Source organism: Comamonas sp. CAH-2, from assembly GCF_009668305.1.
Classification (GTDB): domain Bacteria; phylum Pseudomonadota; class Gammaproteobacteria; order Burkholderiales; family Burkholderiaceae_C; genus Comamonas; species Comamonas aquatica.
The window spans coordinates 15,958-35,936 of sequence record NZ_VSWF01000014.1; the positions used below are offsets into that span (position 1 = coordinate 15,958).

The 19,979-nt window shown below is 63.5% G+C and carries 21 protein-coding genes; 5 read left to right on the top strand and 16 right to left on the bottom strand.

Annotated elements, in window-relative coordinates:
• Positions 1-11: 11 nt before the first annotated feature.
• The 7 genes from FYM52_RS09895 to flgB all read right to left on the bottom strand — a co-directional run bounded on the left by FYM52_RS09895 (position 12) and on the right by flgB (position 5,317).
• Positions 12-755, bottom strand: a complete 744-nt coding sequence (locus tag FYM52_RS09895) for a flagellar basal body L-ring protein FlgH (RefSeq protein WP_081770697.1) — start codon at positions 753-755, stop codon at positions 12-14.
• 119 nt (positions 756-874) lie between these two features.
• On the bottom strand, positions 875-1,657 hold the full coding sequence (flgG, locus tag FYM52_RS09900) for a flagellar basal-body rod protein FlgG (RefSeq protein WP_042413623.1): 783 nt from the start codon (positions 1,655-1,657) through the stop codon (positions 875-877).
• 34 nt (positions 1,658-1,691) lie between these two features.
• Positions 1,692-2,429, bottom strand: coding sequence for a flagellar basal-body rod protein FlgF (gene flgF / locus FYM52_RS09905; RefSeq protein ID WP_042413620.1), 738 nt, complete (start codon positions 2,427-2,429; stop codon positions 1,692-1,694).
• 32 nt (positions 2,430-2,461) lie between these two features.
• Positions 2,462-3,751 carry a flagellar hook protein FlgE gene (gene flgE / locus FYM52_RS09910; RefSeq protein ID WP_154163961.1) on the bottom strand — a complete coding sequence of 430 codons (1,290 nt, stop codon included), beginning with the start codon at positions 3,749-3,751 and terminating at the stop codon, positions 2,462-2,464.
• 17 nt (positions 3,752-3,768) lie between these two features.
• Positions 3,769-4,434, bottom strand: a complete 666-nt coding sequence (locus FYM52_RS09915; RefSeq protein WP_043382769.1) for a flagellar hook assembly protein FlgD — start codon at positions 4,432-4,434, stop codon at positions 3,769-3,771.
• A 23-nt stretch (positions 4,435-4,457) separates the two neighbouring features.
• Positions 4,458-4,862 (bottom strand): flagellar basal body rod protein FlgC, encoded by a 405-nt coding sequence (gene flgC, locus FYM52_RS09920; RefSeq protein ID WP_042413612.1) that lies wholly within the window; start codon positions 4,860-4,862, stop codon positions 4,458-4,460.
• 29 nt (positions 4,863-4,891) lie between these two features.
• The gene (gene flgB / locus FYM52_RS09925) at positions 4,892-5,317 is read right to left on the bottom strand and encodes a flagellar basal body rod protein FlgB (RefSeq protein ID WP_154163962.1); all 426 of its coding nucleotides are present in this window, start codon (positions 5,315-5,317) and stop codon (positions 4,892-4,894) included.
• Between the two features lie 170 nt (positions 5,318-5,487).
• Between flgB and flgA the strand changes: the two genes are divergently transcribed.
• The 3 genes from flgA to FYM52_RS09940 all read left to right on the top strand — a co-directional run bounded on the left by flgA (position 5,488) and on the right by FYM52_RS09940 (position 7,126).
• A complete protein-coding gene (gene flgA / locus FYM52_RS09930; RefSeq protein ID WP_154163963.1) occupies positions 5,488-6,228 on the top strand; it encodes a flagellar basal body P-ring formation chaperone FlgA in 741 nt (246 codons plus the stop codon).
• A gap of 92 nt (positions 6,229-6,320) precedes the next feature.
• Complete coding sequence (flgM, locus tag FYM52_RS09935; protein ID WP_042413606.1) at positions 6,321-6,647, top strand: flagellar biosynthesis anti-sigma factor FlgM; 327 nt, start codon at positions 6,321-6,323, stop codon at positions 6,645-6,647.
• Positions 6,648-6,760: 113 nt separating this feature from the next.
• On the top strand, positions 6,761-7,126 hold the full coding sequence (locus FYM52_RS09940; RefSeq protein WP_154163964.1) for a hypothetical protein: 366 nt from the start codon (positions 6,761-6,763) through the stop codon (positions 7,124-7,126).
• Between the two features lie 180 nt (positions 7,127-7,306).
• On the opposite strand, the gene FYM52_RS09945 is transcribed toward FYM52_RS09940, so the two are convergent.
• From FYM52_RS09945 to motA, 9 genes are all read right to left on the bottom strand, one after another.
• Positions 7,307-8,023 carry an RNA polymerase sigma factor FliA gene (locus FYM52_RS09945; RefSeq protein ID WP_154163965.1) on the bottom strand — a complete coding sequence of 239 codons (717 nt, stop codon included), beginning with the start codon at positions 8,021-8,023 and terminating at the stop codon, positions 7,307-7,309.
• A gap of 4 nt (positions 8,024-8,027) precedes the next feature.
• The gene (locus tag FYM52_RS09950; RefSeq protein WP_052369844.1) at positions 8,028-8,810 is read right to left on the bottom strand and encodes a hypothetical protein; all 783 of its coding nucleotides are present in this window, start codon (positions 8,808-8,810) and stop codon (positions 8,028-8,030) included.
• Positions 8,803-10,326, bottom strand: coding sequence for a flagellar biosynthesis protein FlhF (gene flhF / locus FYM52_RS09955; protein WP_154163966.1), 1,524 nt, complete (start codon positions 10,324-10,326; stop codon positions 8,803-8,805). Before flhF ends, FYM52_RS09950 begins: the two co-directional genes overlap by 8 nt.
• The gene (gene flhA / locus FYM52_RS09960) at positions 10,323-12,449 is read right to left on the bottom strand and encodes a flagellar biosynthesis protein FlhA (protein ID WP_045265611.1); all 2,127 of its coding nucleotides are present in this window, start codon (positions 12,447-12,449) and stop codon (positions 10,323-10,325) included. Before flhA ends, flhF begins: the two co-directional genes overlap by 4 nt.
• A 21-nt stretch (positions 12,450-12,470) precedes the next feature.
• The gene (gene flhB / locus FYM52_RS09965) at positions 12,471-13,622 is read right to left on the bottom strand and encodes a flagellar biosynthesis protein FlhB (protein ID WP_154164002.1); all 1,152 of its coding nucleotides are present in this window, start codon (positions 13,620-13,622) and stop codon (positions 12,471-12,473) included.
• 238 nt (positions 13,623-13,860) lie between these two features.
• The gene (locus tag FYM52_RS09970; protein ID WP_154163967.1) at positions 13,861-14,640 is read right to left on the bottom strand and encodes a protein phosphatase CheZ; all 780 of its coding nucleotides are present in this window, start codon (positions 14,638-14,640) and stop codon (positions 13,861-13,863) included.
• A gap of 4 nt (positions 14,641-14,644) precedes the next feature.
• On the bottom strand, positions 14,645-15,034 hold the full coding sequence (gene cheY, locus FYM52_RS09975; RefSeq protein ID WP_042413586.1) for a chemotaxis response regulator CheY: 390 nt from the start codon (positions 15,032-15,034) through the stop codon (positions 14,645-14,647).
• A gap of 76 nt (positions 15,035-15,110) precedes the next feature.
• A complete protein-coding gene (gene motB, locus FYM52_RS09980; protein WP_154163968.1) occupies positions 15,111-16,091 on the bottom strand; it encodes a flagellar motor protein MotB in 981 nt (326 codons plus the stop codon).
• 3 nt (positions 16,092-16,094) lie between these two features.
• On the bottom strand, positions 16,095-16,952 hold the full coding sequence (gene motA, locus FYM52_RS09985; protein ID WP_043382790.1) for a flagellar motor stator protein MotA: 858 nt from the start codon (positions 16,950-16,952) through the stop codon (positions 16,095-16,097).
• 161 nt (positions 16,953-17,113) lie between these two features.
• On the opposite strand from motA, the gene FYM52_RS09990 reads away from it, so the two are divergent.
• Positions 17,114-18,772, top strand: a complete 1,659-nt coding sequence (locus FYM52_RS09990; protein ID WP_154163969.1) for a glycosyltransferase — start codon at positions 17,114-17,116, stop codon at positions 18,770-18,772.
• Complete coding sequence (locus FYM52_RS09995) at positions 18,769-19,911, top strand: DegT/DnrJ/EryC1/StrS aminotransferase family protein (RefSeq protein ID WP_154163970.1); 1,143 nt, start codon at positions 18,769-18,771, stop codon at positions 19,909-19,911. The genes FYM52_RS09990 and FYM52_RS09995 overlap by 4 nt, the downstream gene beginning before the upstream one ends.
• The last annotated feature ends 68 nt before the right edge of the window (positions 19,912-19,979 follow it).

Below are 19,979 nucleotides of genomic sequence, written 5' to 3' on the forward strand. Positions count from 1 at the left end.
TCTGGAGAGCTTTAGAAAGGGATAAAGCTCAAAAAGAAGCGCGACAACCAGCCAATTGCCTGCGCTGAATTTTGCTGGCCGCGGCCACGCGATTCCACGCGCACATTGGCCACCTGGGTGGAGCTGATGACGCTGTTGGGCTGCAGTTGGTAGGGGTCGACGGTGCCGGTGAAACGCAGCACATCGACGTTCTGGTTCACGCCGATCTGCTTCTCGCCGGTGACCACCAGGTGGCCGTTGGGCAGCACCTCGACCACGGTGGCGGTGATGGAGCCGGTGAAGGTGTTGGCGCTGGTGGTGCCACCGCCGCCTTCGAAGTCGGCATTGCTGCCCACGCCGAGTTTGCCGAACTTCTGTGCCGTGGCCAGGGCACCACCGGTCAGCACCGGCAGGTCGGTGATGCCGGCCGACATGCTGCTGTCGCGGTTGACCGTGGACGAGGACTGCTGGCTGGCCGTCACGCGTTCGGCGATCTGGATGGTGACCATGTCCCCGACCAGGCGGGCGCGGCGGCTTTCAAATGGTGGGCGGTAGCGGTTGGCCTGGAACAGGCCGCCCGTGGCCTGGGCCTGCTGCTGGGGCACGGCAATCGCCGTGGCAGGCAGCGGGTGGGTCTGGCTTTGCAGGTCGACCGGGGGCGGGTCGTTGAAGGCGCAACCGCTGATGACCAGGCTGGCCGCGCCCCACAGCGCGATGCGGGGCGTGCGCTGGGCCAAAGCGAAAACTTGGGAGGAGGGGCGAGAGGCGGCGGACATAAGCGCTCCGGGAAATGCAAAACAGGAGCGGCTTGCGCTGGTGCAGACTGGGTTTGCAATGCTTTTTGCTTTGAAACCCTGGCTGAACAAGCGCCAGGCGCTCTGAATAGAGGTGTGAATTACAGCTGCGAGAGCTTGGCCAGCATTTGGTCGCTGGTGGAGATGGCCTTGGAGTTCATCTCGTAGGCGCGCTGGGTCTGGATCATCTGGACCAGCTCTTCCACCACGTTCACGTTGGACGATTCCAGGAAGCCCTGCATCACCGTGCCCAGGTTGTTGGTGCCGGGGGTGCCGGCCTGCGGGGCGCCGGAGGCGGCGCTTTCGCGGTACAGGTTCTCACCGATTGGCTCCAGGCCGGCCGGGTTGATGAAGGAGGCGGTGTTGAGCTGGCCGATCTGCTGGGGCTGGGCGTTGCCGGGCACGGTCACGCTGACCACGCCGCTCTTGCTTATGCTCAGCTTGGTGGCGTCCTGGGGCACGGTGATGCCGTCCAGCAGTGGGTAGCCGCCCGCGGTCACCAGCTGGCCGGTGGCGCTGCGGCTGAAGGTGCCGTCACGGGTGTAGGCCGTGGTGCCATCGGGCATCTGGATCTGGAAGAAGCCGTCACCGCTGATGGCCACATCCAGTTCCTTGCCGCTTTCCAGGGGCGTGCCCTGGGTGAAGTTGCGGGTGGTGGCCACGGTGCGCACACCCAGGCCCAGGTGCATGCCGGTGGGCAGCACGTTCTGTTCGTCGGCCTGGGCACCGACCTGGCGCAGGTTCTGGTAGATCAGGTCTTCGAACACCGCGCTCTGGCGCTTGTAGCCGGTGGTCGAGACGTTGGACAGGTTGTGCGAAACCACATCCATCTGGGTTTGCTGGGCAGACATGCCGGTCTTGGCAATCCACAGGGAATTCATCATGGCGAAGTGTCCTTCCGTAATTCAGGGGCCGGTTTTAGCCGTTCAGGCTCAGCAGCTGGCTGGCGCTCTTGTCGTTGGTTTCGGCGGTGGTCAGCAGCTTCATCTGCTGCTCGAACTGGCGCGAGGCGGCGATCATGCCGACCATGGCTTCCACGGCGTTCACGTTCGAGCCTTCCAGCGAGCCTGCCACCATGGTGGCGTTGGCATCGGCCGGCAGGTCGCCCTGGGGCGAGCGGAACAGGCCGTCATCGCCACGCTTCAAGGTCTGTTCCTGGTTGGGGGTCACCATCTTCAGGCGGCCCACATTGATCGGGTCCTGGCCGGCCAGGGTGGCCACCACCGTGCCGTCGCCGCCAAAGCTGATGCTGGCGTTCTGCGGAATGTCGATCGGCGCGCCGCCATCGGTCAGCACGGGCAGGCCGGTGGCCGTGACCAGCTGGCCTTCGGCCGTGACTTCGAGGGCGCCGTTGCGGGTGTAGGCCTCCAGGCCATCCAGCCCCTGCACGGCAAACCAGGCATTGCCGCGCGCCATCAGGTCGGTGCTCTTGCCGGTGTGGATGGCGGGGCCGGCCTGCTCCAGGTGGCCGGAGGTGGCATCCAGGCCGAACACGCGCGTGGTGGAGCCCTGGCCTTGCAGCGGCACCGAGCGGAAGGTGCTCAGCTCGGCACGGAAACCCGTGGTCGAGACATTGGCCAGGTTGTTCGACAGCACCGCCTGCCGCTGCGCGGCCGCGTTGGCGCCGGTCATGGTGGTGTAGATGATGCGGTCCATTACAAACTCCTAATTGCGCGTGTCGGCTGCGCTTAGCGCAGGTTGACCAGGGTCGAGAAGATCTGGTCCTGGGTCTTGATGGTCTGGGCGTTGGCCTGGTAGGCGCGCTGGGCGGTCATCATGCCGACCAGCTGGTTGGTCAGGTCCACAGTCGACTCTTCCAGGGCATTGCCCTGGACCACACCGAAGCTGCCGCTGCCGGCCGAGCCGTACACCGGTGGGCCGGAGTCGTTCGAGGCGACCCAGTTGTTGTTGCCCGAGGACTGCAGACCCTGGCTGTTGGTGAACTTGGCCAGGGCCAGCTGTGCTTCTGCGCGGGTGACGCCGTTGGAGTAGGTGGCCATCAGCGTACCGTCCGAGGCCACGTTCACCGCGGTGAGTTCACCGGTCGCATAACCGTCCTGGGTCAGCTTGGCCACGGAGAAGGCGCTGCCCATCTGCGTCACCTTGCCCAGGTCGATGTCCACCGGCCAGGGACCGGGGTTGGGGTTGTTGGGGTTGGTGGTGGTGACGGTGGTGGTCAGCGTGGTGCCGGTGGGGGTTGCGAACTGGGGCACATAGCCGGGATCCCCGGGGTTCAGGCCGCCGGGGTCGGTCGCACCGCTGTAGGCGGCCACGGTTTGCAGCTTGCCCGTGGAGCTGAACACCATCTGGCCGATGGGCATGGCATTGGGGTCCAGGCTGTCGTACACATTCCAGGTGTTGGCGCCCGACTTCTGGAAGTACATGGACAGCGGGGTGGCCATGCCTTGTTCGTCGAACACTTCCAGCGATGTGCCATAGGTGGAACGTGCCGGTGCGGGCACGGCATTCTGGTCCACGCGCGCGTCCAGGTTCAGCGTGGCGTTCACGGTGCTGGTCTGCTTGGCGGGGATGGGGGTGCCGGCCGGGAACACCAGGTTGCCCAGGGCCACGCTGGTGCGCAGGCCGGTGGTGGGGTCGACGGTGTACCCCTGGACCTTGTCACCATTGACCGTGACCAGCTCGCCGGTCTTGTTCAGCTGGAAGGCGCCGTTGCGGGTGTAAGCAATGCCGGAGGGGGTGTTCACCACAAAGAAACCATCGCCGTTGATGGCCATGTCCAGGCCGTTGGCGGACGGCGTGGTGACGCCTTGCGTGAATTGCTGGGACACGGCGGCCACGCTGACACCGATGCCGGTGTTGGTGCTGCTGGATGCGCCCATGGCGCTGGCCACCATTTCGTTGAATTCAGCACGGGATTGCTTGAAGCCCACCGTGTTGCTGTTGGCGATGTTGTGGCCGATGACGTCCAGGTTCTTGCTGGCAGCGTTCAGGCCGGACAGACCGTGATAGAAACCCATGGTTGACTCCTGCGAATTTAGAACACAGCCTTGACGCTGTTGTAGTTGATGCTTTCGCCGTTCGCCAGCTCCAGCATGAGCGAGCCGTTGCTGATGCTGGTGGCGACCACCGCGTTGGGCGACAGCGTGGTGGACTTGACCGCGGCTTCGCCGTTGGTGGCGGTGACCTTGAAGCGCAGGTCCATGCTCTCGCCGGTGTAGTCGCTGCCGTCCCAGGTGAAGTAGTTGCGGCCCGCGTTGGCCGAACCCATTTCAATCGTGTCCACGAGCTTGCCGTTGGCATCGGTGATGGTGACCGTGACGTTGGAGGCCGAGGCATCCAGGTCGAAGGCCGCAGTGCCGGTCAGGTGCTTGGTGCCGTCTTCGGCTTCCTTGGCGGCCAGGCCCAGGTGGTTGCCGGCGGACAGCACGGTGTGGCCGATCATGGACACACCCTGCAGCATCTGCATGGACGCGAACTGGCTGGTCACGCTTTCCACGGTGCTGTTGAGCTTTTCGATGCCGCTGACGGTGCTGATCTGCGCCATCTGCGAGGTCAGCTGCGAGTTGTCCATCGGGCTGGTGGGGTCCTGGTTCTGCAGCTGGGCCACCAGCAGGGTCAGGAACTGGTCCTGCATGTCCGCCGCGGTCTTGGGCGAGCCGTTGCTGTTGGACGAGGTGTTGTTGGAAACGCCGGAAATCATGCGTGCCTACTTTCTGTGTGCGCTTATTGGCCCAGCTGCAGCGTCTTCAGCAGCAGCGACTTGGCGGTGTTCATGACTTCCACGTTGTTCTGGTAGGAGCGGGAAGCCGAAATCATGTTGACCATCTCGTCCACGGCATTGACGTTGGAATGGGTCACATAGCCCTGGGCGTCGGCCAGCGGGTGCTCGGGGTTGTGCACGCGGCGACCGGGGGTGTTGTTTTCGGTGACGTCCTTGACCTTGACGCCGGCCGCCCCTTCGGGGCCCATGGGTGCGGTCTGAAAGACCACTTCGCGGGCCTTGTAGGCCTGGCCATCGGGGCCGGCGACGGCGTCGACGTTGGCCAGGTTGGAGGCCACAACGTTCAGGCGCTGCGACTGGGCGCTGATGGCACTGCCCGAGACGCTGAAGATGGAGAACATGGACATGGCGGTGGTTTCCTTGAGAGTCGGTGCGCTTACTGGCCGGTGATGGCGGTGAGCATGGTTTTGGCGCTGCTGTTCAGAAAGCGCAGCGTGGCTTCGTAACGCACGGCGTTGTCCACAAAATTGGCACGTTCACGGTCCAGGTCGACCGTGTTGTTGTCCAGGCTGGGCTGCGAGGTCAGCGAATAGCCCAGACGGCCCTTGCTGTCGGTGCCGAACTTCTCGGTGGGCAGGGGCATGTGCTGGCTGTGCGTGGTGCTGGCGGCCTGCAGCGCCTGGCGTACCGAGCCGTTGTCGCCCTGGGCGGCCTGCAGCGTCTTGGCGAAGTTGAAGTCCCGTGCCACATAGCCGGGGGTGTCGGCGTTGGCGATGTTGCTGGCCAGCACCCGCTGGCGCTCCGCACGCAACAGCAGAGCGTCGCTGTGGAAGTCCAAACGTCCGGTCATTTTGTTGAGCATGCGAATCCTTGTGCGGTGTGAAAAACGTAATGCGGGGCGCCCCAGTCGGGCGGACTTTGGCACGTGCAGTGATTATGGAAATCCGCCGTATTCGCTAAAGCGCGAAGAAAGCAGGCTTGGGTGGGTACTTTCGGGGTTTAAAAGTCGCAGGGCTGACTACAGTGGCTGGCATGCCCCATGACCTGTTTTTGACCGCCGCCCCTCTCCGTCTTGCACGCGCCCTGGCGCGCACGCTGGCCTGCGTGGCCGTGGGTGGTGCAGCGCTGGGCGCCGCCGCACAGGACCTGGGGCAGATCAGCAGCGAGTGGCTGCAGGGTGCGCTGTCCAAATCGGCCGAGCTGCAGACCATGCCGCTGCGCATGGAAGTGCAGGTGGGCCGGCTGGACCCGCGCCTGAATCTTGCGCCCTGCCAGAATGTCGATCCCTACCTGCCCAGCGGCAGCAAGCTGTGGGGCCGCACCCGCATCGGCCTGCGCTGCGTGGAAGGCGCCAAGCCCTGGAATGTGTTCCTGCCGGTCACCATCCAGGCCTTCGGCCCTGCCTGGGTGCTGACCCACAATGTGAGCATGGGCGAAGTGCTCACTTACGATCACGCCATGCAGGCCGAAGTGGACTGGGCCGAGTCGCCCCATGCCATCATCGCCATGCCCGAAGATTGGGTGGGACAGACGGCGGCGCGCAACCTGACGTCCGGGATGGCCCTGCGCCAGACCATGGTCAAGGCGGCGCAGATCCTGAAACCGGGTGCCACCGTCAAAGTGATTGCCCAGGGCGGCGGCTTCATGGTGACCGGCACCGGCCGGGCGCTGGAAGGTGGCGCGGCCGGCCAGAACATCCGGGTGCGCATGGACAACGGGCGCACCGTCACCGGAACCGTCAATCCGCAAGGGGAAGTCTTGGTTGCACAGTGATACAGACGGATTTGAAAGAAAATACTCAAGTTATCTTTCAAGCCGCCGATAGCAAGACTACAGAGCCCGGAGCGGGGACATTGGAGAAAAACATGAAGGTCGGACAGAACACCAACGTCGAAATGCTGGCAGCCAAGCTGCAGCAGAATGCTGCGCAACAAGCCCAGCAAAAACAAAACGGCACCGCCAGCGAGGTGGTGCAGCAAACCCGCAGCAATGCGGCAGGGGTGCCCGTGACCATGTCGAATTCGGCACGTTCCCTGGACCAGAACAGCAAGACCTCGTCGGATGTGGACATGGCCAAGGTGCATGCCATCCGCGAAGCCATCGCCAACGGTACTTTCAAGGTGAATGCCAGCGTGATCGCCGACAAGATGCTGGTGGACGCCTCGGCGCTGCTGGGTCTGTCCCGCGCCTGAAACCTTCCCGGGGCGTTGGCCGCCGCTCAGCCTTCCGACCTTCGGCTGAACGGATCGACCAACGCCCCAGCTCCATCTGAACCCGCTCAACCCGCGCCTGTCGCGCCCGTACCATGCAACTCAGCGAAGCCCTGGAACAAATTGACGGCATGATCGACCTGGTCAGCGCCCTGATCGTGGAAAACCAGCCCGAATCCACCGAACAGGCCATCCGCCAGCTGCGCGATGGCATGCAGGCCTTCGCCGGTCTGGCCCAGCGCTTTGGCGCCGAGCAGTTCACGCCCGAGAACGTGCAGCGCATGCAGGCCATGTCCGGCCGCCTGACGCAGATGCGCGGCCACATCTCCAAGGTGTCGGCCATCACCGGCCAGCAGCTGGCATCGCTGATTCCCGAGCAATCGGCCCACCACACCTACGGCGGCGCCAAGCAGCCCGGCAGCGCAGCCTCGGTGGCGCGCATGTACCACATCAGCGGTTGATCTAGAAAAGAGAGCGCATAGCGCTCGTCTTTAGCGTGTTTGCGGCACAAATGCCGTGCAAGTGCCGGAATCACCTGCGGTGACCGCTCCTGAAAAAATTAAAGCGCCTCATGAGGCGCTTTTTTTGTGGGCGGGGAGGACTGCGATACCGCGCGGGGTGCGGCCGGCGGTGCCGGGCCGTCAGTGGGCCCGCATCTTGGTGCGCAGGCGCGCGATGGCCTGGCTGTGCAACTGGCAGACGCGCGATTCGGTGACTTCCAGCACGGCGGCGATTTCCTTGAGGTTCATGTCGTGCTCGTAGTACATGCCCATGACGTACTTTTCGCGCTCGGGCAGGCTCTCGATGGCCTGCACCAAGGCGGTGCGCATGCGGTCGTCGCGCAGCAGGCTGAAGGGGTCGGCATCGGCATCGGCCACATGGCGGTCCAGGAAGCTGCCGTTGTCGTCATCGCCGGGGGTGATGTCTTCCAGGTAGACCAGCTGCGTGCCACGCACCTTGGACAGCAGGGACTGGTACTCGTCCAGCGCCAGGTCCATGGACTGGGCGATTTCCGATTCCTTGGGGGCACGGCCCAGTTGCTGCTCCAGCCGGTGGATGGCGGTCTCGATGTCTTTTTGGCCCTTGCGCGAGCTGCGGCTCATCCAGTCGTTCTCGCGCAGCTCGTCGAGCATGGCGCCGCGGATGCGCTGGCCGGCAAAGGTCTCGAACTGCACGCCCTGGCTGGCCTCGTAGCGTGACAAGGCGTCGGCCAGGCCAATCATGCCGACCTGGATCAGGTCGTCCAGCTCCACGTTGGGCGGGAGCTTGGCAATCATGTGTTGCGCGATGCGACGCACCAGCGGGGCATGCTGGCGAATCAGCGCATCGCGGTCCAGTTGACCATGGGCGGTGTACATCGACTCAGTGGCTCCACACAGCAGGCGAGGAAGAAGAAAACGCCGCTTCGCGGGCCGCCATCTCTTGGGGCGGCTGCACGGTTTCGGCGTGCTCCAGGCATTGTAGGGCCCAGCGTTGCAGGTGCCGGGGTTGCAGCGGATCGAATTGTTCGCACAGTGGCTCGGCCTGCAAATGGCGCAGCGCACACTGCGACAGCGATTTGAGCACCGGGTCCAGCCCGTAGTCGGCGGGGCGCATGGCCACCAGGCGCGGCATCAGGCCGCTGCCGGCCACCACCTGCTTGAGGGCGCGGTAGCTGCTGACCACGTTGCGCGACTGCGCCGGCACCAGCTGCAGCGGCGCCTGGCGGCAGCCTTGCAGCATGCCCACCAGCAGGGGGGCGGGGGCCAGCAGCACCACCAGGGCGTGGTTGCGCACATAGCGGTACAGCAGCTCCAGCGGACGGGTGCCGGTGACCGAGGCCTTGTGCTGCAGCTGCACCATGCCGCGCGCCGCGGGCAGGGTGGCGACGCTCAGCGGATTGCCGGTGTCGGCCGGCAGGGCGGTGTGCGCATAGCCCAGGCGCGGCTGCAGCAGATCCTGCAGCCCGGGCAGTGCGGGGGTTTCCTGTTCGGTGCCATCCAGCACCACGACGGGGTAGCCCTGTTGCTGCAGCTGGGCGCAGGCCATCCACAGGGCGGCCGCGTCGGCGCTGTCACCGGAGGGCACCACGGGCAGCACGCGCAGCGAGGACTGCACGCCCTGCCAGCGCAGGCCGGTACCTTGGTGCCACACGCTCTCAAGCATGCAAGGCCCCTTGGGCGTTGCCGATGGAGGATTCCGTGAAGTAGAAGTCCATGTCCAGCGACGAGGGATCGAAGGCCGACTTGGTGTGGGCACGCATGGAGGTGGCGACCAGCTCGCTGGCATTCGCACGCTCGAAATCTTCGGGCACGCGCTGGCCGTTGGTGATGCCGCGCAGCACCATCTGGTGGCGGATCAGGGCGTCCAGGGCGGGGGCCAGCTTCACGGCCTCGTCCAGCTTGGACAGGATGGTCTGCTTGCAGCCGTCGCGCTTGAAGGCAGCCAGCGATTCGTCCAGCGTATCGCCGTGGGCGCCGGCATTGGCCACCAGCAGGCGTTCCACGCCGGGCAGGTTCAGCACTTCCAGGATGTCGTCCTTGCGCGGGTCGCGCGGGGCCACGCCGGTGGTGTCGATGATGACCATCTTCTTGCCGGCCAGCAGGCCCAGCAGATCCTGCAGGGCGGCCTTGTCGTGTGCCAGGTGGGCCACCACGCCCAGCATGCGGCCATAGGCGCGCAGCTGCTCGTGGCCGCCGACACGGTAGGTGTCCAGCGTGATCAGGCCCACGTTGTGGGGGCCGTGCTTGGCCGCGCACAGGGCAGCCAGCTTGGCGGCCGTGGTGGTCTTGCCCACGCCGGTGGAGCCGACCAGGGCGAACACGCCACCCTTGTCCCACAGGGGGGCTTCGGCACTGTCGGTGCGCAGGTTGCGCTCCAGCACCTGCATCAGCCACTTCAGGGCCTCGGCGGGGCCGTGGTCCTGGGGCAGGCGCTCCATCATGGCGCGCGACAGGGCGGGCGAGTAGCCGGCGCGGATCAGCTTGAGCATCAGGTTGCTCTGCAGCGGATTGGCGCGGGTCTGGTTCATCCAGGTCAGGGTGTTGAAGCGCTCTTCAATCAGCTCCTTGACGGACTGCAGCTCGTGCATCAGCGCGGGGGCGGCGGCCGGTGCGCTGGCCTTGCGGGGTTCGGCGGGCAGTTCCACCGCCAGACCGCGCAGCGGGTTGTGCTTGATGACCGACGGGGCGGTGGGCAGCGGGGCGCTGTCGCGCACGGCATCCAGGCGGTTCTTGCGGGCGAAGGTGGGCAGCGCTTCGGTGGTGACGCTGTCGCTCATCTCTTCGTTGCGGCGGCGCAGCATGCGTTCGCGCACATAGTCCTGGAAGGACAGGGTGCTCATGGCCAGCTGCTCGGTGTCTTCGGCCACGCTCTGGCGTGCGCTGGCCTTGATCACGGGCTTGGCCTGCTGCAGCTGCGGCTCCACGCGCAGCGGGGACTTGGGCGCCTGCTTGGGAGCGCGGGTCTCTTCGGCCTCGCGCGCCTGGATGGCGGCCATCAGGCCGGGGCTGGTGGTGCGGCCCTTGTCCAGGTTGCCCAGTGCATCTTCCGCAGTGGCCATGACTTCCACGCCATGGGCCGTGGGGCGGTTCGACAGGATCAGGGTGCTGTCACCAAAAGCGGCTCGCGCCTTGTCCAGGGCCTCGCGGGACGTGGGGGCTAAGAAGCGTTGGATGTTCATGCGTTTGCACCTTTAAGAATGGGGCCGATGCGGATGGTGTGGGTCTCGGGGATTTCGCTGTGCGCCAGCACTTGCAGGCGTGGGGCCACACGGCGTACCAGGCGTGCGATGGCGTTGCGAATCGCGTCGGGCACCAGCAGGCAGGCGGGCATGCCCAGCTCTTCCTGCTTGTTGGCGACCTCGGCCGCGCGTTGGGTCAGCATGTCGGCCACACCGGGGTCCAGCGAAGGCGCTTGCGGGTTGGACAGGGCTTGCACCAGCAAGCGTTCCAGACCGGGCTCGATCGCAATGACGTTGAGTTCGCGGGTGGGGCCGTAGATTTGTTGCACGATGGCCGGCGACAGGGCGATGCGCACGCGGCGCGCCAGTTCGGCGGCATCCTGGGTCGTGCCGGCGTTCTCCGCCAGCGTCTCGATGATGGTGCGGATGTCACGGATGTGCACAGCATCCTCCAGCAGCAGCTGCAGGACCTTCTGGAACGTTGTGACGGTGACCATCTTCGGAATAACTTCTTCAATCAACTTGGGCGCGGACTTGGCCACGTGCTCCACCAGTTGTTGCACCTCGTTACGGCTCAACAGCTTGGCAGCATGCATTTGCATCAAGTGTGACAAATGTGTCGCCATCACGGTTTCCGAATCAACGACCGTAAAACCGGCCATTTGTGCCGCTTCCTTCTGGCGTTCGTCGATCCAGTGGGCGGGCAGACCAAAGGCAGGATCGGTGGTGGGGGTGCCGATCAGCGGCGTGCTGATGCCACCGGGGTTGATGGCCAGGTACATGCCGGGGAAGGCCTCGCCTTCGCCCACCATCACGCCGCGCAGGGTGATGCGGTAGGCACTGGGCTTGAGCTCCAGGTTGTCGCGCACGTGCACGGCCGGCGGCAGGAAGCCGACTTCCTGGGCAAACTTGCGGCGCACGCCCTTGATGCGGGTCAGCAGGTCACCCTGGCGCTTCTTGTCCACCAGTGCGATCAGGCGGTAGCCCAGCTCCAGGCCCAGCAGGTCCACGGGCTGCAGGTCGTCCCAGGTAGCCTCGCTGTCCTGGGCGGGTGCGGCCAGTGCACCGCTGGGTGCGCTGCTGTCGGCGCCGGCGGCACCGCTGGCGGCGGCCTGGCTCTTTTGCTGCTTCTTGCGGTGCACCATCCAGGCGCCGTAGCCAAACAGGCTGCCCATCAGCAGGAACACGGTGTGGGGCATGTTGGGGATCAGGCCCAGCATGATCAGGATGGCGCCGGTGATGGCCAGGGCGCGGGGCGAGGCCAGCATCTGGTCGGCGATCTGCTTGCCGGTGTCGTTGTCCTTGCCGACGCGCGAGATGACCATGGCCGACGCCACGGAGATCAGCAGGGCGGGGATCTGGGCCACCAGCGCGTCACCCACGGCCAGCAGGACGTAGCTGTTGGCGGCATCGCCGGCGCTCAGGCCGTGCTGGGCCATGCCGATGATGAAGCCACCGATGATGGTGATGATCAGAATCAGGATGCCGGCCATGGCGTCGCCGCGCACGAACTTGGAGGCACCGTCCATGGAGCCGAAGAAGTTGGCTTCCTCCTGCACTTCCAGGCGGCGGCGCTTGGCTTCGGGCTCATCGATCAGGCCGGCGTTCAGGTCGGCGTCCACGGCCATCTGCTTGCCGGGCATGGCGTCCAGGGTGAAGCGGGCCGAGACTTCGGCGATACGCTCGGCTCCCTTGGTGATCACCACGAAGTTGATCACCACCAGGATCGCGAACACGATCAGACCCACGGCAAAGTTGCCGCCGATCAGGAAGTGGCCGAAGGCCTCGATCACCGCGCCTGCGGCGCCAGGGCCGGTGTGGCCTTCCAGCAGCACCACGCGGGTCGAGGCCACGTTCAGCGACAGGCGCATCAGCGTGGTCAGCAGCAGCACCGAGGGGAAGACCGCAAAGTCCAGCGGCCGCACCATGTAGGCGGCGATCATCATCACCATCAGCGCGGTGGCGATGTTCAGCGTGAAGAAGGTGTCCAGCAGCCACGGCGGCATGGGCAGGACCATCAGGGCCAGGATGGCAATCACCAGCAGGGGGGCGCCCAGGCTCTGGAGGGCCATGCCGTTCTTGGCGTTCCAGGCTTGCAGGTTTTTGAACAAGGCGGTGCTCATGGTGGCAGTGCTTTCTAACGCTTAAGACTGTGCGGCCGCAGCACGTCGGGTGTGCGGGTCCAGTTCTGGGGGCACCAGGGGCTGAACCAGCTCGCCTGGGGCAGGGGCCTCGCCGCGCATCGCGGCCTTGAGGCGGTAGACATAGGCCAGCACCTGGGCCACGGCGGTGTACAGCGTGGACGGGATGGACTGGTCGATTTCGGCGTGTGCGTACAGGGCACGCGCCAGCATGGGGGACTCCAGCACGGGGATGTCGTGGGCCTTGGCCACTTCACGGATTTTCAGGGCCACCAGGTCGGCGCCCATGGCCACGACCTGGGGTGCCGCCATATTGCTTTCGTCGTAGCGCAGGGCCACCGCGTAGTGGGTGGGGTTGGTCACCACGAAGTCGGCCTTGGGCACGGCATTGACGCTGGCGCGCTGGGCGATCTCGCGCTGCTTCTGGCGGATCTTGCCTTTGACTTCGGGGCTGCCCTCGGACTCCTTGTGTTCCTGCTTGACTTCCTGGTGGCTCATCTTCAGGCGCTGCAGGAACAGGAACTTCTGCAGTGGCACATCGATCAGCGCCACGGCAAACACCACCAGCAGCAGCAGCAGCAGGCCGGTCACGATCCAGTCGCCCACGCGCGCCAGTGCGGCCGCACCGCCCAAAGTCGGCAGGGAGGCCATGTCCGGGATGCCGGACTTGATGTGGAACCAGCCCACCGTGCCCAGGATGAGCATCAGCAGTACGTTCTTCAGCGCCGTGACGATCTGCTGCTTGGAGAAGACGTTGCCCAGGCCCGAGATCGGGTTGATGCGGCTGAACTGCGGCATGATGGGCTTGAGGCTGTAGATCCAGCCGCCAGACATCAGCGTGGCCGCTATCGAGGCCGCATTGATCACCAGGGCAAAGATCACGCAGCCCAGGATGCCGATCCAGGCCATGTCCACCAGGCGCTCCATCATCAGTTGCGGCGACAGCACGGTCTCGGCATTGAACGACAGCTGCCGGCCCAGGGCGATGCGCATGTGGTGCATCAGCGTCGGGCCGCCCACGATCACGACCAGCGAGCCCACCCCCAGCACGGCCAGGTGGCCGAGATCCCGCGAGCGCGACGTCTGTCCGTCTGCGCGGGTTTTCTGCAGCTTCCTGGCGGTGGCTGGTAGGGATTTATCTTGGCTCGATTCCATGACGGCATGAGGGAAAGGTCTCATGCCATTGTCCGCAAGCGGCCAGAACGCTAAAGCGGGAAAAGCGCGCCACAGGTGGCGCTATTTCAACGCCCGCGGCGGTGGCGGGCGGCGGGCAATCTGCTAGGTGCCCGAGCAATGCTCTAAATACCAGAGCTGTCAGCGCTTATTTTTCAATTACTTCAGAAAGAAAACTATCTAAAGTGCTTGAAATGCAAGCGCTGGCAGCTCACTTTTTTTAAAAGCCCAAACTGGCCAGCAAATCGTCCACCTGGGACTGCGAGGTGACCACGTCCTGGGCGTTGGGGTCCACCACGGGGCCTTGCAAGGCCGGGTGCGCTGGCTGGCCGGCGGCCGTGCTGGGGTCCTGCGCCGCTTCCTCGGGGGCGGCCTCGGCCAGGGCGGCCGCCCACAGATCGTCCGCCTGGTCGGCGGCCACGGCCGCACCGGTGGCCATGGCGGCGGCGGCGCTGACCTCGCCAGCATCCAGCAGCGGCTGGTGGCCGGCGGCTTGCGGCGCGGTCTGCAGCAGCAGCTCGATCAGCTGGTTCTCCAGGGTGCCGGCCAGGGTCACCACCTTGGCGATCACCTGTCCCGTCAGGTCGTGGAAGTCCTGCGCCATCATGATGTCGGTCAACTGGTTGTCCACGATCTCGGTGGCCTTTTCCATGTCTTCCAGGTAATTCATGATGTGGCCCTTGGCCACGGCTGCCACCGGGTCGGCAATCATGGATTGGCGCATCTGCTTGGTGCGCGCCACGATACTGGACTGGCGCTCCTTGGCGTCGTCCACCAGGGTCAGCACCTTCTCGGCCGCCTGCCCGGTCAGGCGGGCAATGTAGGACAGGCGATTTTGTGCATCCGGGAGCTCTTGGGCCGTCCCGCGCAGGCGGTCGGCATAGCCCAACTCGCGCAACGCGTCGTGCAGCTGGCGTGTCAGCAGTCCGATCTTGTTGTGCACCTCGCCATGGTCGAAGCCTGCTGCGGGTGGGCCGGCGTTGGGCGGTGTGTGTTCCATGGCTTTACCCCAGGCCCACCTTCTTCAGGATCAGGTTCACCTTCTCTTCCAGCGTGGCCTTGGTGAAGGGTTTGACAATGTAGCCGGCTGCACCACCCTGGGCGGCTGCGACGATGTCTTCCTTGCGGGCTTCGGCGGTCACCATCAGCACGGGCAGGTGCTTGAGCTTGTCGTCGGACTTGATTTCCGTCAGCAACTGGAAGCCATTCATGTTCGGCATGTTGATGTCGGACACCACGAAGTCGAACTTGCCGTTGCGCAGCTTGTGCAGTGCCGCCACGCCGTCTTCGGCCTCATCGGCCTCGGTGAAGCCGCTCTCCTTGAGCAGGTTGCGCACGATGCGACGCATGGTCGAGAAGTCGTCAACAATCAAAAAGCGAAGGTCGTTGGCCACGGGGGACCCTTTCGGTCAAAAAAGCTCTGAATGAAACCTGTGCCGTGCACGGGCTTCGTCCTGTTTTCACAAATTGTCACGGAGTTTGGGGCGCAGGTGGGGGATTCTCCTGCTTTTCCGTTTCCAATTTGCTGTCTGGGTGGACAGTCGGGGTTTGCTTGCCCAGCAAGCGTTCCTCTGCCTCATGCGTCAGCACCGTGATGGTGATGCGCCGGTTCTGCGGTGCGCGTGGCTCGTTCGGCAGCAGCAGGTTGCTGGCTGCCAGCCCCACCACGCGGGCCAGTTTGTCGTTGGGCATGCCGGCCGCCACCAGTTCTCGGCGCGAGGCATTGGCCCGGTCGGTCGACAGCTCCCAGTTGCTGTAGCCGCGTTCGCCCATGCCATAGGGCGCAGCGTCGGTGTGGCCCGCCAGGCTGATGCGGTTTTCCACCCCGCCCAGGGCCGAGCCGACCTCGCGCAGGATGTCGCGCATGTAGGGCTTGACCATGGCGCTGCCGATGTCGAACATCGGGCGGTTCTGGTCGTCCACGATCTGGATCTGCAGGCCATCGGGTGTCACGTCCATGCGGATCTGCGAGCGGTATTCGTTCAGCGTGGCATTGCTGGAAATCATGGCGTCAATCTTGGCGCGCAATGCCTGAATGCGCTGGGCGTCCAGCTGGGCGCGCTGGCGCTTGGTGTCCATCTGGCGGCGCTGGCTTTCGCTCTCGGCTTCCGAGCGCTTGACCTGGCCATACACCTTGGTCAGGTCGTTACCGCCCCCGGGGATGACGCTGGAGCTGTTGCCCGAGCCGTCGCCCCCGGCCATCGCCACCTTGAGGGGCGAGTTGAAGTACGCGGCAATCCCCTGCAGGTCCCCCTTGGAGGTCGAGCCCAGCAGCCACATCAGCAGGAAGAAGGCCATCATCGCCGTCATGAAGTCGGCATAGGCAATCTTCCAGGCACCGCCGTGGTGACCGTGTTCACCCTTCTTGACGCGCTTGATGATGATGGGCTGCAGCTTCTTGTCATTCGCTGCGCCCGCGGCTGCGCCGCCGGGCTGGTTGGGTGGCGGCATGGATTACTTCCTCTTGACGTGCTCTTCCAGCTCCAGGAAGCCAGGCCGCTCGGTCGAGTACAGCACCTTGCGTCCAAACTCAATCGCCGTGGGCGGGTTGTAGCCCTGCATGCTCGCAATCAGCGTGCACTTGATGCACTCGTATTCCTTAGCGGCGTCCTGGTTGCGCTGCTCGATCAGCCCGGCCAGGGGCTCCACCAGGCCATACGCCAGCAAAATACCCAGGAACGTACCCACCAGCGCCGAGGCGATCATGCCCCCCAGCACCGAAGGCGGTTGCCCAACGGAGCCCATGGTGTTCACCACGCCCAGCACCGCTGCCACGATACCGAAAGCCGGCAGAGCACCGGCCAGGCGCTGCAGCGCCGTGACCACACGGTGCTCCTCCTGGTGGTGGGCATCCATTTCGTTTTCCATCAGGGACTCGATTTCGTGCGAGTTCAGGTTGCCCGACACCATCATGCGCAGGTAGTCGGTGATGAACTCCACTAGATGCTGGTCTGCCAGCAGTTCGGGATATTTCTGAAAAATTTCCGAATTTTGGGGCTCTTCCACATCCATTTCGATGGCCATCAAGCCTTCCTTGCGGGCCTTTTGCAGCAGGTCGTACAGCAAGGCCAACAGGTTCATGAAGCGGCCTTTGTTGTGCTTGGCGCTTTTGATGCAGCTGCCCAGCGCCGATGCCGTCGCCTTGAGCACCTTGGGCGGGTTGGTCACGATGAACGCGCCCAGGGCGGAGCCGCCGATGGTGGCCATTTCGAACGGCAGAGCTTTGGCAAGCACACTCATGTTGCCGCCATGCAGGGCATACACGCCGAAGATGCAGCCGAAGGCGATGATGTAACCAATAAGTACAAGCATGGCGGTGATTTTGTCAGACTGAATGCCGATCAAAAGAATGAACTGGCACAAAAGCCAGCGTTTCTTTTTGGATTTGAGTCAAGCCATCTGAGTCAAGCTCGGATGGGTCGTAAGTGTATGTATGCTGATCGGCAAAGCCCTTTGTTTTCTTTAGCACTGTTATGAGTGAAACCATTTCGTCTGTTGCGCCTAAGGCTCTGGCACCTGTGGAGCAAGAGCTGCACCGTATCAACACCTCACTGGTGGCTGGTGGTCAATTTTTGGAGGCTTTGCGGCAATTGATGCTGTTGGCTGTAGAGCATGCCGGCAACGCCCAGCTTTGGTTGCTAGTTGGTCTGGTCTACACCCGTATTGCACATTGGAAGCCTGCGATTGGCGCGCTGGAAACCGCCTTGCAGCTCAACCCCAAGGACAACCAAGCTAAGCAGCTGCTGTCGTTGGCCTTGTTCAGCGTGGGGCAAAAAGAGCAAGCCTGCCAGTTGATTGACCAAGTGTGCAAACAGAAAGGGGCTAACAGCGCTCAATGGATGCTGCGAGCGTACCTGCACGCCCACACTAACCGCGACCCCATGCATGCCCTGCAGGTGGCGCGTGATTGGGGAAAACGTTTTGCAGATCCACTGACGCGCAAGGCCAAACCGCTGAAAGTACAAGATCGCAACCCACGCAAAAAACTCAAGATTGGCTATGTGACTGCGGACTTCCGGCAGCACTCCGTGGCATTTTTCATGCAACCCGTGCTGACACACCACAACCCTGACAACGTGGAAGTGCATGTTTACTCCAACGGCTATGCCGATGAAACCACTACACAGATGCGCACGCTTGTGCCGTATTGGCTGGATGTGATGGGCATGAGTGACGAAGCGCTGTGCGAAAAGATCCGGCAAGACGGCATCGATGTGTTGGTGGATTTGTCCGGTTTTACTCAGGGTCATCGCCTGGGCGTATTTGCGCGCCGCGCCGCGCCCGTGCAGGTGACGTGGCTGGGGTACATGCATACGCTAGGCATGAAGGCGATGGATTACCGGTTGGTAGATGCTGGGATTGCACCGCCCAGCCATGCGCCCCATTACAGCGAAACCCTTTTTTATCTCAAGAGCATGGCCAGTTACGCGCCGCCGGCTTATGCGCCCTTGAGCAAGGAGCCTCCAATGCTGCGCAATGGCTACCCTACGTTGGTGTCGCTGAACAGCTCTGCCAAGATCACCGATGAGATGCTACGCATCTGGGCGCACATCCTGCATGCGCGCGATGACGCGCGCCTCATCATCATGGTCAAGGAAGACAGTGCTGAATCAGCCCTGGCACACATGCAGCCGCGTGTGGAGGCCGCAGGGATGCCGGTTGACCGCGTGTCTGTGGTGCACCAACAGCCGCTGTGCAATTTCATGGAGATGGGACATATTGCAGACATAGCACTGGATACCTCGCCCATCTCGGGTGGCACAACGACTTTGCATACTTTGTGGATGGGCATTCCCATTGTTACGCTGGATGGGCAGCGCGGAGTCTCTGCATCAACAGCACGCATGTTGCGCGGCATTCTGGCTCCTTGCGGTGAAGTCGCCGCCAGTGAGCAAGACTATATCGATGCCGTCTTGGAGTTGATGAATTCTGTGCAGCGCTTGCAGCAACTGCGCCATGAGTCACGTGACCGCCTCAGCAAGAGTGCGCTCATGGACTACCCTGCACGCACCGCAGAGCTGGAGAAGGCTTATCGTTTCATGTGGCTCAACCATCTGCGTGGAGACCGCAAAAACTTGACCGTCAATGCAGATATAGGGCATGCATTGGCCGAGATGGATTTTTCCGCATGATGTTGGCGCAGAACCTGCCATGGGTGCCGTTATTAGTACCCGACATGCCGTCGCCGGAAACTCTGTTGCCCTGGCTAGAACGCATGCATGCCGCCCGGCATTACTCTAATTTTGGCCCGCTGGTGCAGGAGTTAGAGTATTCGTTTGCGCAGAAATTCGGTCTGGAGCCAGAGCAAGTCACTACGGTGGCCAACGCCACGCAAGGCTTGGAATTGGCTTTGCAGGCGTTGGAGTTGCCTCCGGGCTCTAGGGTACTGGTGCCAGCCTTGACCTTTGTCGCCACGGCTACAGCCGTGGTGCGTGCAGGCCATGTTCCCGTGCTCGCGGATGTGGATGCAGCAACTTGGCTGCTGACGCCGGAAATTGCTCGCAGCGCGTGCACACGAATGTGCATAAATGCTGTGCTGCCCGTAGCCACCTTCGGCATGCCGCACGGTATGCAAGCCTGGCAGCAATTCGAGCAGGTCACGGGCTTGCCCGTCATTATTGATGCGGCAGCGGCTTACGGCAGTCAATGGCTACAAGGCGCTGAAGGCACGCTGGTCTTCAGCCTGCATGCGACCAAAAGCCTGCCGGCGGGCGAGGGCGGCCTGGTCGTCTCCACGCGCCCCGGCTTGGCTGCCAAGGTGCGCCAGCTCTCCAACTTTGGGATCAACCTCGACCCCGCAACCACCTTGCCGGTGGGCACGTTGGCCAGTCTGGGTACCAACGCCAAGATGAGCGAATACCATGCGGCCATAGGCTTGGCATCTCTGCAAAAATGGGAGCTGCATGCGCAGCAAAGACAGGCATTGCAGGCTGATTTGATGCAGGAGTTACAGCAGGCCAGTAGATATCCCCTTGCTTGGCAGGCGAAAGGGCCTGGTGGCCCGTTGCAGGCACCTACGCTGCTATGTATGCGGCTGCCGGATGAAAGTGTTCGAGCTACGGTGGAACACGCTTGCCAGCAAGCCCGCGTCATGACGCGGCGCTGGTACCAGCCGCTGCTGCCGCACATGGCTGTGCTGCAGCAGCGGTGCTTGGTGCTCGATACACCTGATGCTCAATTACTTGGGCAAACGTTGCTGGGGTTGCCATTTTTTTTAGGGATGACGCAACCGCAGCGTCAGCGGGTCTTGTCCGTTATCACTTCCCAATAAAATCAATGTTTCCTTTAGAAGGATTTGATTGAATAAATAATGAATCGATGAGGTGGTTACTATGAATG

What these genes read in the sequence shown, in the direction of transcription:
- FYM52_RS09895 (WP_081770697.1), bottom strand. Translation starts at nt 755, where the DNA reads ATGTCCGCCGCCTCTCGCCCCTCCTCCCAAGTTTTCGCTTTGGCCCAG.
- flgG (WP_042413623.1), bottom strand. Translation starts at nt 1,657, where the DNA reads ATGATGAATTCCCTGTGGATTGCCAAGACCGGCATGTCTGCCCAGCAA.
- flgF (WP_042413620.1), bottom strand. Translation starts at nt 2,429, where the DNA reads ATGGACCGCATCATCTACACCACCATGACCGGCGCCAACGCGGCCGCG.
- flgE (WP_154163961.1), bottom strand. Translation starts at nt 3,751, where the DNA reads ATGGGTTTCTATCACGGTCTGTCCGGCCTGAACGCTGCCAGCAAGAAC.
- FYM52_RS09915 (WP_043382769.1), bottom strand. Translation starts at nt 4,434, where the DNA reads ATGATTTCCGGCGTTTCCAACAACACCTCGTCCAACAGCAACGGCTCG.
- flgC (WP_042413612.1), bottom strand. Translation starts at nt 4,862, where the DNA reads ATGTCCATGTTCTCCATCTTCAGCGTCTCGGGCAGTGCCATCAGCGCC.
- flgB (WP_154163962.1), bottom strand. Translation starts at nt 5,317, where the DNA reads ATGCTCAACAAAATGACCGGACGTTTGGACTTCCACAGCGACGCTCTG.
- flgA (WP_154163963.1), top strand. Translation starts at nt 5,488, where the DNA reads ATGCCCCATGACCTGTTTTTGACCGCCGCCCCTCTCCGTCTTGCACGC.
- flgM (WP_042413606.1), top strand. Translation starts at nt 6,321, where the DNA reads ATGAAGGTCGGACAGAACACCAACGTCGAAATGCTGGCAGCCAAGCTG.
- FYM52_RS09940 (WP_154163964.1), top strand. Translation starts at nt 6,761, where the DNA reads ATGCAACTCAGCGAAGCCCTGGAACAAATTGACGGCATGATCGACCTG.
- FYM52_RS09945 (WP_154163965.1), bottom strand. Translation starts at nt 8,023, where the DNA reads ATGTACACCGCCCATGGTCAACTGGACCGCGATGCGCTGATTCGCCAG.
- FYM52_RS09950 (WP_052369844.1), bottom strand. Translation starts at nt 8,810, where the DNA reads ATGCTTGAGAGCGTGTGGCACCAAGGTACCGGCCTGCGCTGGCAGGGC.
- flhF (WP_154163966.1), bottom strand. Translation starts at nt 10,326, where the DNA reads ATGAACATCCAACGCTTCTTAGCCCCCACGTCCCGCGAGGCCCTGGAC.
- flhA (WP_045265611.1), bottom strand. Translation starts at nt 12,449, where the DNA reads ATGAGCACCGCCTTGTTCAAAAACCTGCAAGCCTGGAACGCCAAGAAC.
- flhB (WP_154164002.1), bottom strand. Translation starts at nt 13,622, where the DNA reads ATGGAATCGAGCCAAGATAAATCCCTACCAGCCACCGCCAGGAAGCTG.
- FYM52_RS09970 (WP_154163967.1), bottom strand. Translation starts at nt 14,640, where the DNA reads ATGGAACACACACCGCCCAACGCCGGCCCACCCGCAGCAGGCTTCGAC.
- motB (WP_154163968.1), bottom strand. Translation starts at nt 16,091, where the DNA reads ATGCCGCCACCCAACCAGCCCGGCGGCGCAGCCGCGGGCGCAGCGAAT.
- motA (WP_043382790.1), bottom strand. Translation starts at nt 16,952, where the DNA reads ATGCTTGTACTTATTGGTTACATCATCGCCTTCGGCTGCATCTTCGGC.
- FYM52_RS09990 (WP_154163969.1), top strand. Translation starts at nt 17,114, where the DNA reads ATGAGTGAAACCATTTCGTCTGTTGCGCCTAAGGCTCTGGCACCTGTG.
- FYM52_RS09995 (WP_154163970.1), top strand. Translation starts at nt 18,769, where the DNA reads ATGATGTTGGCGCAGAACCTGCCATGGGTGCCGTTATTAGTACCCGAC.